Below are 15,389 nucleotides of genomic sequence, written 5' to 3' on the forward strand. Positions count from 1 at the left end.
ATTTCTTAAATTGAGCAGGTAAAACCAATTAGTAGTATTGTAAAACACCATTTATTTATGATTTCATCAACAATAAAATTTAAACTATCCTTCATGATGTTCCTTGAATTTTTTATTTGGGGGGGATGGTTTGTCACATTAGGCACTTTTTTGAGTAAGAATCTGCATGCAACAGATTTCGAAATGGCCAATGTATTCTCGACACAGTCATTGGGTGCGATTATCGCTCCCTTTATTGTAGGAATGATTGCCGATCGTTATTTTAATGCCGAGCGTATTTTGGGTGTTTTGCACTTGGTCGGTGCCGTATTAATGTATCAGATGTATGGTGCGGCCGATATGTCTACTTTTTATCCTTATGTATTGGCTTATATGGTTTTGTATATGCCAACATTAGCTTTAGCAAGTTCGGTATCATTTCGTCAATTGACCAATCCGGAGAAGCAGTTTTCGGCTATACGTATCTGGGGAACAATTGGTTGGATTGTGGCAGGTTTAGCAATTAGCTATATCTTCAAATGGGATGCGGCGGCTTCTGATGGTGCACTGAAGAATACATTCCTGATGTCAGGTGTAGCTTCTTTGGTATTGGGCGTATTTTCCTTTGCTTTACCAAAAACACCTCCGGTTAAACTGGATGAAGGTGAGAAACCATCATTTGCATCAATTATTGGTCTGGATGCCATCAAATTGTTGAAAGACAAAAACTTTTTGATCTTTTTTGTATCCTCCGTATTAATCTGTATTCCTTTAGCATTCTATTATTCAAATGCGAACCTATTTCTGACAGAAATCGGTTTGGAAAACCCAACAGGTAAGATGACGATTGGTCAAGCTTCAGAGGTCTTGTTCTTGTTGGCGCTTCCGGTTTTCTTTACAAAATTTGGATTCAAGAAGACGATTTTGGTAGGGATGTTGGCATGGGTGATTCGTTATCTATTGTTTGCTTATGGCAATGCTGGTGAACTTTCGTTCATGCTGCTTATCGGTATCGCGTTACACGGAATCTGTTATGACTTTTTCTTTGTTTCGGGACAGATTTATACAGATAGCAAAGCTGGTATTAAATACAAATCTGCAGCACAAGGATTGATAACATTGGCAACTTACGGTGTAGGTCAGTTGATCGGGTTCTGGGTTGCAAGTTATGTAGGTGATAAATACAAAGATTTGAAAGCAACAGATTTAGCTGCATTTTGGAATCATACTTGGGTCGTTCCCGCAATTATTGCCGCAGTGGTGTTTTTTATCTTTCTAGCTCTCTTTAAAGATGAGAAAGTAGATAATGCCAAGGCTGCACACTAAACAGAAAAAATAACTATTTAAAAACAAATAATTAGAAGAGAGATGGCAACAAATACTTATGACGCGATTGTAATCGGTTCTGGGATAAGTGGTGGATGGGCTGCGAAAGAATTGACAGAAAAAGGACTGAAAACAATTATGCTAGAGCGTGGTCGTAACATCGAACACATTAAGGATTATACTGCGCCAAACAAAATGCCATGGGAATGGCCTCATGCTGGTGGTCGTACCCAGCAAATGATTGAGGATTATCCAGTATTGCGCAGAGATTATCCATTGAACGAAAAGAACCTTGACCTTTGGGCGAATGAGAAAGATAGCCCTTATACAGAGGTGAAGCGTTTTGATTGGTATCGTGGGTATCATGTAGGTGGTAGATCATTAATGTGGGGTAGACAATCTTATCGCCTTGGTGACCTAGATTTCGAGGCTAACTTGAAAGATGGGCATGGGGTAGATTGGCCGATCCGTTATAAAGATATTGCACCTTGGTATAGCTATGCGGAAAAATTTGCTGGTATCTCTGGGAATAGAGACGGGGTTGCTTCGCTTCCTGACGGTGATTATATGCCGCCAATGCCGATGAATATTGTTGAAAAGGATTTGGCTGAACGATTGAAAAAACAATACGGTGGCAAGCGTCATTTCATTATGGGACGGACAGCGAATATCACCGTGCCACATGAGGGGCGTGTCAACTGTCAATATCAAAATCAATGTTGGTTAGGTTGTAACTTTGGTGCTTATTTTAGTACACAATCGGCAACTTTACCGGCAGCGAAAAAAACGAACAACCTAACATTACGTCCGTTTTCTATTGTTACAAAGATTATCTACGATAAAAATACGAAAAAAGCGAAGGGTGTTGAAATTGTTGATGCTGAAACAAACAAAACCTATGAGTTCTTTGCTAAGGTTATTTTTGTGTGCGCATCGGCACTAAATTCGACTTGGGTATTGATGAACTCAGCTACCGACGTATGGGAAGGTGGTCTTGGAAGTAGCAGTGGAGAGCTTGGTCACAATTTAATGGATCACCACTTCCGTTGTGGTGCCGGTGGTAATGTGGAAGGATATTTGGATAGCTATGTTTTTGGACGTCGTCCAACAGGCTTATATGTGCCACGTTTTGTCAACGTTGATGGCGATACGAAGAAACGTGATTACGTTCGTGGATTTGGCTATCAAGGTGCTGCAGGTAGAGGCCGTTGGTCTGGTGCTGTTGCAGAGATGGAAGTTGGTGGTGCATGGAAAGATGCTATCTGTGAACCAGGTAACTGGAACGTGGGCTTTACGGCTTTCGGAGAAACCTTACCGTACCATGAAAATAAAATTACGCTTGATAAAAGCAAAAAAGATAAATGGGGTTTGCCTGTATTATCATTTGATGCCGAAATCAAAGATAATGAATTGAAGATGCGTGCTGACATGCAAAATGAAATGAAGGAAATGCTGGAAAGTATTGGCGTAAAAGATACCTATACATATGACAACGTATATGGACTTGGCCAAGGTATCCATGAAATGGGAACAGCGCGTATGGGTCTCGATCCTAAAACATCTGTATTGAACGGTAATAACCAGGTTTGGGATGCATTAAATGTATTTGTTACAGACGGTGCATGTATGACTTCTGCTGGTTGTGTGAACCCTTCACTTACTTATATGGCACTTACTGCGCGTGCGGTCGATTATGCAGTTAGTGAATTGAAAAAAGGTAATATCTAATAGCTAAAGATTGATAACAATGGAAAATAACTCAAATAAGTCGAGTAGAAGAGATTTCTTAAAGACTGCGGCAACCGCTGCGGCAGCCTTTATGATCGTTCCTCGTCATGTATTAGGAGGAAATGGTTTCACCGCTCCTAGTGATAAGTTACAAATAGCTGGTATTGGTGTAGGTGGTAAAGGGTTCAGCGACATTAACTCATTTCATGATTCAGGTAAAGCGGATCTCGCTTTCTTATGTGACGTGGATGATCGTCGTGCTGCGGGTGCGTTGAAACGTTACCCAAAAGCAAAATATTATAAAGATTATCGTGAGATGTTGGATAAAGAGCATAAACGCATTGAAGCTGTTTCTGTTTCTACTCCAGATCATCAACATGCGATTCAGGCCTTGGCAGCGATGCAATTGGGCAAGCACGTCTATGTTCAGAAACCATTGACTCATGATGTCTGGGAAGCAAGAGCACTGACGCATGCCGCGAAGAAATATAAAGTTGTAACCCAGATGGGAAACCAAGGGGCATCCAACGATGGGCCACGTTTTGTCCGTGAATGGTACGAAGCTGGTTTAATCGGTGATGTACATACAGTATATTGCTGGACTGACCGTCCAGTATGGCCTTCCGGTATTGCATGGCCTACAGGTAAGGCTGAAATTCCGAAAGAATTGGATTGGGATCTTTGGTTGGGAACTGCTCCTCACAAGGAGTATGTAGATAAATTGGTGCCGTTCAACTGGCGTGGCTGGTGGGATTACGGTACTGGTGCATTGGGTGATATGGGGTGTCACTTGTTGGAAGTTCCTTTCAGTACCTTAGGTCTGACTTATGTGCAAGATGTACAGGCAACTGTAGGTTCTGTTTATGTGGATGAGTTCAAACGTGGTTATTTCCCTGAGAGCTGCCCGCCATCAAGTCATGCGACATTAACATTCCCTAAAACACCGCGTACAAATGGTCCTGTAACATTACATTGGATGGATGGCGGTATTCAACCTGCACGTCCGGATGAACTGGGACCAAATGAAATCTTCGGTGATGGTGGTAACGGTATCTTGTTAGTCGGTACCAAAGGTAAGATCCTTGCGGATACTTACGGTCAAAATGCACGTTTGTTACCAACATCAAGAAAAGATCAAGTTGCTCAGAAATATGCACGTGTACCGGGACAAGAGTCAGGTCACTATGCACAATGGGTGGAAGCTTGTCAAGCTGGTTATGGTAAAAAAGAAGTAAGTTCACCATTTGAAATTGCTGGCCCATTAACTGAAGCTTTGTTGATGGCTAACCTAGCAATTAGAGGCGCTGATTTACGTTTAGATGGAAAATATCCAGGACGTAATCTAAAATTGTTATGGGATAATGACAATATGCGTGTGACAAACTTTGATCATGTGAATCAGTATGTCAAACGTAATTACAGACAAGGTTGGGAAATGAAATATAATTTCTAAAATTAAGATATTTAGTAGTATGAATAGAAGAGAAGCATTACAACGGGTTGCCTTGATTTTAGGAGGTACCGTTATCGGCGCCAATTTATTTTTGGAAGGCTGTACGCGTTCGGCTACAAAGGATGTGGAAGGCTTATTTGAAGCAAAAACGACAGATTTGTTGGGCGATCTAGCTGAGGCTATTTTACCTGCGACAGCTACTCCTGGAGCGAAAGAAGCTGGTGTAGGAAGCTTTATTCCTGTGATGGTCCGTGACTGTTACACTGAAAAGCAACAAAAAGCATTTATAACTGGTCTTGCAAGCTTGGATAATAAAGCAAAAGAAGTCAAAGGAAAACCTTTCCTTGAGCTTTCGGCTGCAGATCGCACAGCGGTAGCAGCAGCTTTGGATAAAGAAGCAAATGAGTTTAATAAGAAACAAGCTGAAGATCAAAAGGACATCCTGGAGAAAAACAAAGAAAAACAAAATCAATTGTATAATTACGTAGAAAATGATCCACCACACTGGTTCACGATGTTTAAGCAATTGACGTTGACAGGTTTCTTTAACTCAGAATTGGGTTGTACAAAAGCATTACGTTTTGTCAAAATTCCTGGAAAATATGACGGGAACTTTCCTTACAAAAAAGGAGACAAGGCATTTGCATAGTACATATGCTTTGCGCAAAATAAAAAAGGAGGCCCAAGCCTCCTTTTTTATTTTATTGTTATTTAGTTTCTACTTCCAGTGCAAAATGAATACGTTGTTGTTTTGTCACGGTCATAAAATAGCCTTTATCCGTTGAATCGCCGTTAATGTCCACTGTGTCATTGTAACGAAGTTCTCTGAGGTAATTCATCTCCAACGATTTGATCTGATTGGTCAGCACGAGTTCGATTGGGAGTCTATCCATACACCAATCCAGGTATTTGACATTATTGGCATGATTGACAATATCAAGGTCGGATAACTTGACAATATATTGATCTATATTTTTGACAAGCTGAGAAATATCCAACTTTGAGAATGGTCGTTGTGTTGCAGGGCGATCGGGGTAAGTTGTAAAGCCCGCAGCCGAAATAGCCAGATCTTCGGAACTTCTTTTTACGGTATTGATTACCGCCCAATAGCTTGTCGCCGTGACATACACCTGCCCATTCACTAAAATTTCGAAATTACGTGTAGAGCGCGCACCTTCCAGTTCTTGTATCCATGTTTTTACCTGGACAATGTCCATCCATTTGGGTAATCTGTTGATTTCAATACGCATTCGACTGAGCACCCAAGTTTGGTTGTGTTTGGCCATTTCTTTAAAACCGAAACCAACATTGGTCGCATGTTCGCCAGCAGTAAGTTGAAGAATATTTGACAAGTCGGAGAAACGGATACGACCATTGGAGTAACATTGTGTGAAATAAATTTCCCAGTTTTTCTCAAAGACTGATTTTTCCATCTGTTGTTTAGTTTTTTGCAAAATTAGGCAATATGACTGATTTGTGGCTTAAATTCAAAATGAAATGACAAAATTTTAAGATATTCCGATAATATGAACTGTTGGGCAGTTTTTGGGCATAAATAGACAAAAAAGCGGAAAGCTGTTAATCGTTTTTTTATTGTAAAATAAATGATAGTTTTCAAATATTTAATTGATTATTATCATCGGATTAGGTAGATTTAAATAAGCCAATGGCATAAAATAATAAAATAAGATTGGCTTTATCACGTTATATCTAGTGTAACGCGAAACATTAAATTTATACATTAAATGCTAATATTATGGTTGGAGAACTAATAGCTAAAGAGGAAATTCCTCAATTTAAATTTATCCCTGCGAGTGAAGATAAGTCATCGAGTTTTATGGATAAATTGAAAGGGGCCCTTCGGTTGGGAAACGAATTTAAATCCAAGACTGAAATAGCCTTTCAAACAGATTCCGGACCAAAGCGTATCGAAACCACAGTGTGGTCATTAACCGATAGATATATCCAGATCAAAAGTGGCGTATTGATCCCACTTCGGTCTATTATTGCAATTGACTATTAATAAGAACGACTTCCGATAAAAAAGCTCCTGAAATTTTTCAGGAGCTTTTTTAATAGTCAATTTCCAATGTGAACAGATTGGTTCTGCTGCTCACTTGCAGCAAAATAATTCATGAAAACTAATATGTTTCTCCTGTTAATTCTTTCAGGCGTATTTCCGAAACCTTTGCATCGTATTGTGCAGTATAGCTTCGTGTCATGGCATTGATATAATTTAGTTGCGCCGTTCTAACCTCAAGGGTCGTGATTGTTCCTATACGGAATTTATCCATGGTGATATTTAGATTTTCTTTGGCGAGCTCCTCATTCTTTTTTTCTACGTCCGCTAATTCGATGTTAGTGATATAGGTTTGAAATAGTGTCCTAACTTGTGCCTGTATACTCTGCTTTTGTTGTTGGATCTGTATTTCGGTGCTTTGTACCTGAAATTTGGCAATCCTTTCATTTCTGTTTTGAATAAATCCATTAAAGATATTCAGGGAAGCAGTAACGCCATAGTTGAGACCTTTATTTTTGTTCTCAGTGGAGAAACCCAATGAGGAGTGGGATTCATTCCAGTTATAGCCTGTATTCAGGCCTATTTTGGGATAACGTTCTGCTTTTACTGCTTTTAGGTTTAGTTCGGCAACTCGTCTGTTTATAAGCGCGAGCTGTACCTGCGGATTCTGTTGATCCGCGATCTGGATCAGATCGCCCAGTTTAAGGTCGGTATCCAATTTCATTTCGTCTTCAACTTGAAAATCTATGCCTAGATCACGGGTCATGAGCTGGTTCAGGTAGGTCTTGGTATTTTGGAAACTCTCCCGTTGACGTAGCAAATTGGTCTGATCAGTATTTAGATCTACTTTTGCATTCAGTAAATCTAATTTAGATCCCTTTCCGATCTCCAAACGGTTCTCGGCTAGGGTAACGCGATATTGAGACAGGGTAATGGTCGTATCTAAAGCATTCAATAAACGCTTTTGTTGCACTAAACCGTAATAGGTAGCGATAACTTCACTCAATTGACTGATTACCTCAAATTTGATTTCGGCCTCACCTTGACGCTGTATTTCTTTGAACCTATCGCGACGGGCAAACATACCGAATCCGTCAAATACTGTCCAGTTGAGATTGACTCCATAGGACATGTTGTCGTTTTTCGCGTTGGAAATCTGCTGCACCTGCCCGTCATTTCTTACTTGCCGGGAATTTTGGATAGAATTGCTCCTGCTAAAAGTTCCGGTGACTGCAGGCAGCATTCCAGCACTACCGAGGCTTGTGTTTTCAATGTCTATTTTGTTGTCATTTTTGGCCAAAAGGATATTAAAGTTGTTGCTCAAAGTGGTTGTCAATGCTTCTTCTAGCGTCAACATTTGTTGTGCATGGGCTTGAATTAGGATGAAACTAAGCAGCAGTGTTATGATTACATTTCTCTTCATGTCTGATCTATTCGTAGCTTTTTATGTTATCAAATTCAGGTCTGTGTTTCTTTGGTCTTGACCACATGTAATAAATTGCAGGGATAATAAACAAGGTCAGTATCAACGAGAATATGGTACCACCGACGATGACAACCCCCATACCTATACGGCTCGTAGAGGCCGCACCTAGGGACATCGCAATGGGTAATGCACCGAGTGCAATGGCCAGACTGGTCATTAAGATCGGTCGCAAGCGTGATTCGGCCGAGTGCATGATCGCTTCAAATTTTTCCATACCTTCTTCCCGCATCTGGTTGGCAAATTCAACAATCAAGATCCCGTTTTTCGTCACCAGACCTATCAACATAATGGTTCCGATCTGGCTGAATATATTCCAGGTCTGATCAAATAACCATAGACTGATCAGTGCACCGGCGACAGCCATTGGGACTGTAAGGATGATGATAAAAGGATCTAGGAAGCTTTCAAACTGAGCTGCTAATATCAAATAGATCAACAGTAGGGCCAATCCAAAAGCAAATAGAGTATTGGAACTACTTTCGACGAAATCACGGGATTCGCCACTGAGGTCAGTGGTAAAACTTTGATCCAATACTTTCTCCTTGATACGATCCATTGCAGCGATACCGTCACTCATACTCATGCCCGGAGCCAAGCCTGCAGACACTGTCGCAGACATATACCGATTATTGTGGTATAGTTGAGGCGGACTACTTTCTTCTTTGACATTGACAACATTATCGAGTTGTATGAGCTGTCCGATATTATTGCGTACATAAATTGAGGTCAGATCTGTTGGTGTTGCCCGTCTATTGTTATCAACCTGCCCAATCACCTGATATTGCTTGCCATCACGCATAAAATAAGCAAAACGCTGACCGCTTAACAATAATTGAAGGGATTGGGATACATCGAGTACAGATACGCCCATACTTAAGGCTTTTAAGCGATCGATCTCGACATGAAGTTCGGGTTTGTTAAACTTCAGATTGATATCTGTTGTTGAGAATGTCGGATCATTATTCACCTCATTCATAAATTCCGGTATTTTTTCCTGAAGCTTTTCAAAGTTTTGTGCCTGAATAATATATTGCACTGGTAAACCGCCTCGACGGTTCATTGAAATGGTTGGCGTCTGCGATACATTGACACGTACCCCATCGTATTTTTTTGTCCATTTGGTCAGCTCTTTTGCAACATCATCTTGTGACCTTGTGCGTTCTTCCGGATCGACCAGGGTCATCCGAATACGCCCAGAGTTGACAGAACTCGCTCCAAAACCCGGAGAGGTGATATTCAAACTGATCTTATTTTCCGGAATCGAATCGTAAACCAGTTTATCCAGTTCCTGCATATAACGATCCATGTATTCATAGGTTGCTCCCTCGGGTCCAGTAACATTGACCATTATGGCACTCCGGTCGTCATAAGGAGCTGTTTCTTTTTTGATCGAGGAGAAAATCACCGCAATGATGACAAAACAGATCAATAAGATGGGGAAGCTTATCCATTTGAATTTCATGAATTTATCCAGGGAATTGGCGTAACCTTTGTTCATTTTTACAAACATCGGTTCAGTCCATTCATAAAAGCGGGTCTTTTTGTGACCGCCGCCCTTAATCAGGTAAGCATTAAGCATAGGTGTCAAGGTCAGTGAAACAAAGGCTGATACCAGTACGGCCGACGCGATGACCACACCGAATTCCCGAAACAGTCGGCCGACGAATCCCTCCAGAAATATGACAGGTAAGAAAACAGAAGCAAGTGTAATGGAAATGGAAATAACAGCAAAGAAAATCTCCTTTGAGCCCTTTAACGCAGCTTCAATAGGAGACATGCCTTCTTCAACTTTCTTAAAAATGTTTTCGGTAACGACAATCCCATCATCGACTACGAGCCCTGTGGCCAATACAATTGCAAGCAGGGTAAGTACATTGATCGAAAAGCCAAAAATGTACATGATAAAAAAAGTCGCGATCAATGAAACTGGGATATCCAATAGCGGTCGCAAGGCTATTCCCCAGTCGCGAAAGAAGAAATAGATGATCAGCGTAACCAGGATGATGGAAATCAGTAAGGTCTCAGCAACCTCTACAACGGATTTTTTGATGAATTTAGTGTTGTCAGATGCGATATTGATACTGATATCCTGTGGGATATCTTCTTTCATCTGATCGAGCATCTTGTAAAAATTGTCAGCTATATCAAGGTAATTTGTACCTGGCTGTGGAATAATGGCAACGCCGACTAGTTGTTTGCCATTACTGACCATTTTGGTCTCTAAATTTTCTGCGTCAATTTCGGCGCGGCCAATGTCGATAAACTTAACCAAGCGTGAGCTATCCGCTTTTAGGACAATATTGTTAAATTGCTCTGGTGTTGAAAGATTTCCTACTGTTTTTACAGTTAATTCGGTGGTATTACCAACAATTTTACCAGAAGGCAATTCAACATTTTGGTTATTTAGTGCAGTACGGATATCGGAGGCGGTAATGCCGTAGGCCGCCATCCGGTCGGGGTTGAGCCAGAGCCGCATGGCATATCGTTTTTGACCATAGATTTGCGTGCTACTGACGCCGGGGATGGTCTGTAATCTTTCGGAGATAACATTTTCGGCATAGTCACTCAAGGAAAGTTTATCTCTCGTTTCGCTTTGCAAGGTGAGTGTGATGATGGGATCGGAGTCCGCATCGGCTTTTGACACAACGGGAGGAGCATCGATATCCTGGGGCAAACTTCTTACTGCCTGGGATACTTTGTCGCGGACGTCATTGGCAGCCTCTTCCAGATTTTTCTTTAAATCGAACTCTATGGTGATATTGCTGGACCCCTGGTTGCTGGAGGATGATATGTTGCGGATACCATCGATGGAGTTGATTGCTTTCTCTAAAGGTTCGGTGATCTGGGATTCAATAATATCGGGATTGGCTCCAGCATAGTTGGTGCGCACCGATACGATTGCCGGATCAATAGAAGGGTATTCACGCACACCCAGAAAGCTAAAGCCAATGTAGCCAAATAGAATAATCGTAATGTTGACGACAATGGTTAGCACAGGACGCTTAATAAAAACGGCAGATAAATTCATGTACAGTTAGTTAGCTAATGATACTTTAACCTTCACTCCATCTTTTAATGCGAGAACGCCTGTTGTCAATACGGTATCTCCAGCACTTATACCCGATAGGATAACAATCTCCTTATCGGTGCGGGCGCCAGTTTCAACTTTGGTTTCTTTAGCCATCCCATTTTGTAATATAAAGACTTTCTTGCCATCTTGGACCGGAACGATCGCTTCTGTTGGGATAGCAATGGCATCATTTTCCACTTCGATCGGAAGGATGACATTGACAAAAGAGCCTACGCGAAGGCGTCCTTGTTCGTTTGCTGCCCGCGCACGAACAGTTAAGGTACGCGTACTCAGCGATACCTCAGGCTCTATCGCATAGATATTTGCTTTGATGACTGTAGGGTCATTGGCAACACTAAATTCGATGGGAGTGTTTAGTTTGACGACGTTACTGTATTTCTCTGGAATAGCGAAGGTAATCTTCACTGAATTGTCCTTGACCAAATTTGCGATCAGTGTATTGGATGAGACGATAGCGCCAACGGAAATATTTCTTAAGCCGATCATTCCGCTAAATGGAGCGCGGACGGTTGTTTTGGAAATCTGCGCCTGGATCAGCTGGATCTGGGCCTGCGAAGTTTTAAGTGCTGCACTGGCGATATCAAATTCTTCCTGGCTGATCGCGCCCTTTTGGAGCAAAAGTTTTGCGCGACGCTCATTTTCGGCATTTAACTGATTTGTTGTTTGCGCCTGTTTAAGCTGCGCCTGTAGCTCGATATCATCAATCTTGATCAAGGGCTGTCCTTGTTGGATTCGCTGCCCCTCAGAAAAGTAGATTTTTGTAATTCGACCACTGACTTCGCTTCTGATCTCCACCTTTTCTTCGGCATCAATACTTCCAGACAAATTGATGGAACGATCCGCTACAGATGACTTTGCAATAATCGCCTGTGCAGGGATAGGGGCATCCTTTCTGATAGCAGATTTATCGCTTTCTTTCTTGTCTTTTTTTGGATTTAAGAGGAAATATCCCCCTCCAATGACAGCACAGGCTAAAATGATGTAGAGGGTCGTTTTTTTATTCATGCGGTATAGTCCTTATGTGGTTTTTTGATTTGACGGATAAAGATAGGTTTATTCTAATGATGATACCGGTTGTCAAAAGGATTTTACAATACAGACTGCGAGATAAGAATGAATTTGACCGCATATCCGTTAACGGGACCACATGCAACAAAAAAAGCTAGAAACATGTTCTAGCTTTATGCGTACTATTTTTTCGCTATAGCTGCTTTCTTTTCAACTTCTTTTGGCGCTGCATCACCTACTTTTGGCTTGATGGAAGCTTTCGATAAATGTGGCCTTCTTTTTCCAAAAGAACCATTTGATATTTTTCCTCTTCTGGTTTTGATATCACCTTTTCCCATAGTATAAAATATTTTGGTTTTAACAATGTATTCTTGATTAACCTAAATGTACCATTTTTATTTTGTATTTGCAATCTGCTAAGTGTTAAATGATTGGGAAAATTCTTTTCTGTGTTTCAATTTTAAAGTTTTGGGTGAGGGTATCAAAAAACAGATTGTTGGTCGGTTTGTTTTCAGCGAGCAAATAGGGTATTTCCAAGAGCTGATCTTTTAGTTTTATCCGATAATAGCCATAGAGTAAACCTCTTGTTGTTTGGACAGATTCAATCTTTTGCACAGCTTGTACATCTTGGAAAATGTTAAAAGCATAGTTTTCTGCCTTAAGCTGTTCAACAAAAACTTCATTTGTTTTGGCGTTAAACCAAATCTGTTGGCTTTTGATCTTGCTGAAGTGATTGTTGAAAAGAAAGAGGTATCCAATTAAAAAGAAGGCAATTGGGAGGAGAAGCAACACAATTTTAATTTTGACAAAGAGTAATACCGTGATGAGGATCAGCACCAGGCCCATAATGACATTGGAGATTGTTTTCTTTAAGGTGGATTGAATAAGAGCAGCTGGTGCTTCTATCAATTGAAAACCCGATTTTAAGTTTTTGGAATTCGTATCTGATGCTTCAAAAAAATTAAACTTTTTTCGAAGCATCAGATAGGCGACAAGGAGAATTAGTCCTATGATCAACAATCTCATAGCGCTTTACTTAGTATTGTTCTTCAGAGTTTGGATATTGCACTGCCTTGACTTCAGCTACATAATTGCTTACTGCCGTAGTGATCTGCTCATGTAGATTGGCGAAATGCCGCATAAACTTCGGTTTAAAGTCGGCATTCATGCCCAGCATGTCATTGATCACAAGCACCTGCCCATCACAATCGGCGCCAGCACCGATTCCAATGGTTGGAATGGTCAATTTTTCGGTTACTGTCTTTGCCAGAGCAGCTGGGATTTTCTCCAATACGATGGCAAAACAACCTGCTTCTTGCAAAGCTAAGGCATCTTCAATAAGTTTAGCGGCTTCTTGTTCTTCTTTGGCACGTACACCAAAATTTCCAAATTTATTAATGGATTGTGGCGTTAAGCCCAAATGTCCACAAACGGGAATTCCGCCGGAAATAATTTTTCTGATATTTTCGATGATCTCCAAGCCACCTTCTAATTTCAAGGCATGGGCACCGGATTCTTTCATCATGCGAACAGCAGCATTGTAAGCCTCGTTGGCTGAGCCTTGATAGCTTCCAAAAGGTAAGTCTGCTAAGACCATGGCGCGTTCGGTACCCCGGGTCACTGCTGCTGCGTGATAGATCATATTGTCAAGGGTAATTGGCAGGGTGGTTTCATAACCAGCGAATACATTGGCTGCAGAATCTCCGATCAGAATGACATCCACACCAGCGCTATCCACCATTTTGGCCATGGAGTAATCATAGCTCGTCAGCATAGAAATCTTCTCTTTACGGTCTTTCATTGCTTGTAGCATCGCTGTGCTTACTCGTTTTATTTCTTTGTTTACAGACATCTTAACTTATATTATATGCCCAAAAGTAAGGTTTTTATCATACATTGGCCAATATTCTGCCTTGTGTTTTGTATTTTTGTAAAATGATACAGAATGAAACCCGTCTATTTAAATTTCCCAAATTTTCAGAATTAATAATCCATGAGGATGAAAATTTGATTGTTATAAATAAACCACCTTTTGTTGCTTCTTTGGATGAAAGAGAGGGGGGAGAGATTAACATTCTCCGTTTGGCAAAGAAATATCATGCTGACGCTCAAGTCTGCCATCGTTTGGATAAGGAGACTTCGGGTATTTTGTTGATTGCGAAAAATCCGGAAACTTATCGCTCGATTTCCATCGCATTCGAAAGGAGGAGAGTCAACAAGATCTACCATGCGATCATTGGTGGTACACACACTTTCCAAGATCTTGTTGTTGATTTGCCGATTTTGAATCAGGGTAATAAAAGTGTCTCTATTGACCGCGCCAATGGTAAACCTGCAGAGACTATCTTTAATTCGCTTAAATACTATAAGAATTACACCTTAGTGGAGTGTAAACCGATCACCGGACGTATGCACCAGATCCGTATCCACCTGGCAACGCAGCACGCTGCCATCGTGGGGGATAGCATGTACCGCGGGAAGCCTGTTTATTTGTCACAAATAAAGAAAAGAGGCTATACCTTATCCAAGGATGAGGAGGAGCAACCGATCATGAAACGTTTTGCCCTACATGCCAAACATGTGGAGTTTGAATTGAACGGTGAGAAGCTGGTGTTTGAGGCACCTTATCCAAAAGACTTCGCGACTTTGCTCAAATTGTTGGACAAATTTGACGCTTAACCTACCGTAATTATTCTTTATGAATCCAAAAACAAAAAAGATAATCGGAAATGTTGTATTTGTACTATTCATTGGTTTATTAATATGGCCGACGAGTAGGAGCTATTTTCAACAGATGCTGATGAAAATTGGTTTATTTAAACCGACATTGGAAGTGCCAAAAAGGGTTGCCGAGCCGATTGATGCTGGAGCGAAACCTGTCAGCAACACCGTTTCTTTTGTTAACCATCTGGGCGAAACCGTTCAGGTAGCAGATTTAAAAGGCAAGGTGGTTTTTATCAACTTCTGGGCAACATGGTGTGGGCCATGCCGAGCCGAGATGCCTTCTATTAATGTGCTTTACGATAAATTTAAGGACAACCCGAATATTGTCTTTCTGATTGTGGAGATAGAGGGTGATAAAGAGAAGGCTGCTACTTTCGTCAAGAATGAGAAATTAACCCTGCCGATCAGTTATCCGAACAGTGATATTCCCAAAGAATGGCTTTCAGAATCTATACCAAGTACCGTTATTTTGGACAAGGAGGGTAACCTTGCTACACGACACGAAGGTATGGCAGATTATTCCACGCCTGATGTGGCAACCTTTATTCAAGATTTAATCAATAAATAATTACGA

The 15,389-nt window shown here is 41.0% G+C and carries 14 protein-coding genes; 7 read left to right on the plus strand and 7 right to left on the minus strand.

The window, feature by feature from the left end:
* Positions 1 to 60 precede the first annotated feature (60 nt).
* Genes LC454_RS03795 through LC454_RS03810 form a run of 4 tightly spaced genes read left to right on the plus strand, consistent with a single transcriptional unit; the run spans position 61 to position 5,135 of the window.
* Entirely contained in the window at positions 61 to 1,305 is a 1,245-nt protein-coding gene (locus LC454_RS03795; RefSeq protein WP_120259249.1) for an MFS transporter, read from the plus strand.
* 42 nt (positions 1,306 to 1,347) lie between these two features.
* On the plus strand, positions 1,348 to 3,033 hold the full coding sequence (locus LC454_RS03800) for a GMC oxidoreductase (RefSeq protein ID WP_223579688.1): 1,686 nt from the start codon (positions 1,348 to 1,350) through the stop codon (positions 3,031 to 3,033).
* 19 nt (positions 3,034 to 3,052) lie between these two features.
* Positions 3,053 to 4,486 carry a Gfo/Idh/MocA family protein gene (locus LC454_RS03805; protein ID WP_223579691.1) on the plus strand — a complete coding sequence of 478 codons (1,434 nt, stop codon included), beginning with the start codon at positions 3,053 to 3,055 and terminating at the stop codon, positions 4,484 to 4,486.
* Positions 4,487 to 4,505: 19 nt separating this feature from the next.
* Entirely contained in the window at positions 4,506 to 5,135 is a 630-nt protein-coding gene (locus tag LC454_RS03810; protein WP_223579694.1) for a gluconate 2-dehydrogenase subunit 3 family protein, read from the plus strand.
* Positions 5,136 to 5,193: 58 nt separating this feature from the next.
* Here LC454_RS03810 and LC454_RS03815 read toward each other — a convergent pair whose 3' ends face one another.
* Positions 5,194 to 5,919, minus strand: a complete 726-nt coding sequence (locus LC454_RS03815; protein ID WP_223579696.1) for an acyl-[acyl-carrier-protein] thioesterase — start codon at positions 5,917 to 5,919, stop codon at positions 5,194 to 5,196.
* 323 nt (positions 5,920 to 6,242) lie between these two features.
* On the opposite strand from LC454_RS03815, the gene LC454_RS03820 reads away from it, so the two are divergent.
* Positions 6,243 to 6,509 carry a hypothetical protein gene (locus tag LC454_RS03820; protein ID WP_223579705.1) on the plus strand — a complete coding sequence of 89 codons (267 nt, stop codon included), beginning with the start codon at positions 6,243 to 6,245 and terminating at the stop codon, positions 6,507 to 6,509.
* A gap of 118 nt (positions 6,510 to 6,627) precedes the next feature.
* Here the strand turns inward: LC454_RS03820 and LC454_RS03825 are convergent, their stop codons facing one another.
* From LC454_RS03825 to panB, 6 genes are all read right to left on the minus strand, one after another.
* Positions 6,628 to 7,929, minus strand: coding sequence for a TolC family protein (locus tag LC454_RS03825; protein WP_223579707.1), 1,302 nt, complete (start codon positions 7,927 to 7,929; stop codon positions 6,628 to 6,630).
* 7 nt (positions 7,930 to 7,936) lie between these two features.
* Complete coding sequence (locus tag LC454_RS03830) at positions 7,937 to 11,020, minus strand: efflux RND transporter permease subunit (RefSeq protein WP_223579709.1); 3,084 nt, start codon at positions 11,018 to 11,020, stop codon at positions 7,937 to 7,939.
* A gap of 6 nt (positions 11,021 to 11,026) precedes the next feature.
* The gene (locus LC454_RS03835; RefSeq protein ID WP_223579711.1) at positions 11,027 to 12,088 is read right to left on the minus strand and encodes an efflux RND transporter periplasmic adaptor subunit; all 1,062 of its coding nucleotides are present in this window, start codon (positions 12,086 to 12,088) and stop codon (positions 11,027 to 11,029) included.
* A gap of 185 nt (positions 12,089 to 12,273) precedes the next feature.
* On the minus strand, positions 12,274 to 12,429 hold the full coding sequence (locus LC454_RS03840; RefSeq protein WP_223579713.1) for a 30S ribosomal protein THX: 156 nt from the start codon (positions 12,427 to 12,429) through the stop codon (positions 12,274 to 12,276).
* An 85-nt stretch (positions 12,430 to 12,514) separates the two neighbouring features.
* Positions 12,515 to 13,117: a hypothetical protein gene (locus LC454_RS03845; protein ID WP_223579715.1), complete on the minus strand. Its 603-nt coding sequence runs from the start codon at positions 13,115 to 13,117 to the stop codon at positions 12,515 to 12,517.
* 10 nt (positions 13,118 to 13,127) lie between these two features.
* Entirely contained in the window at positions 13,128 to 13,943 is an 816-nt protein-coding gene (panB, locus tag LC454_RS03850; protein ID WP_223579717.1) for a 3-methyl-2-oxobutanoate hydroxymethyltransferase, read from the minus strand.
* An 83-nt stretch (positions 13,944 to 14,026) separates the two neighbouring features.
* Here panB and LC454_RS03855 point away from each other — a divergent pair, with 83 nt between their 5' ends.
* Both LC454_RS03855 and LC454_RS03860 read left to right on the plus strand, forming a co-directional pair.
* Entirely contained in the window at positions 14,027 to 14,770 is a 744-nt protein-coding gene (locus tag LC454_RS03855; protein WP_223579727.1) for an RluA family pseudouridine synthase, read from the plus strand.
* A gap of 19 nt (positions 14,771 to 14,789) precedes the next feature.
* Entirely contained in the window at positions 14,790 to 15,383 is a 594-nt protein-coding gene (locus LC454_RS03860) for a TlpA family protein disulfide reductase (protein ID WP_223579729.1), read from the plus strand.
* The last annotated feature ends 6 nt before the right edge of the window (positions 15,384 to 15,389 follow it).

Origin of the sequence: Sphingobacterium sp. GVS05A, from assembly GCF_019969845.1 — a bacterium.
In the GTDB taxonomy this organism is placed as follows: domain Bacteria; phylum Bacteroidota; class Bacteroidia; order Sphingobacteriales; family Sphingobacteriaceae; genus Sphingobacterium.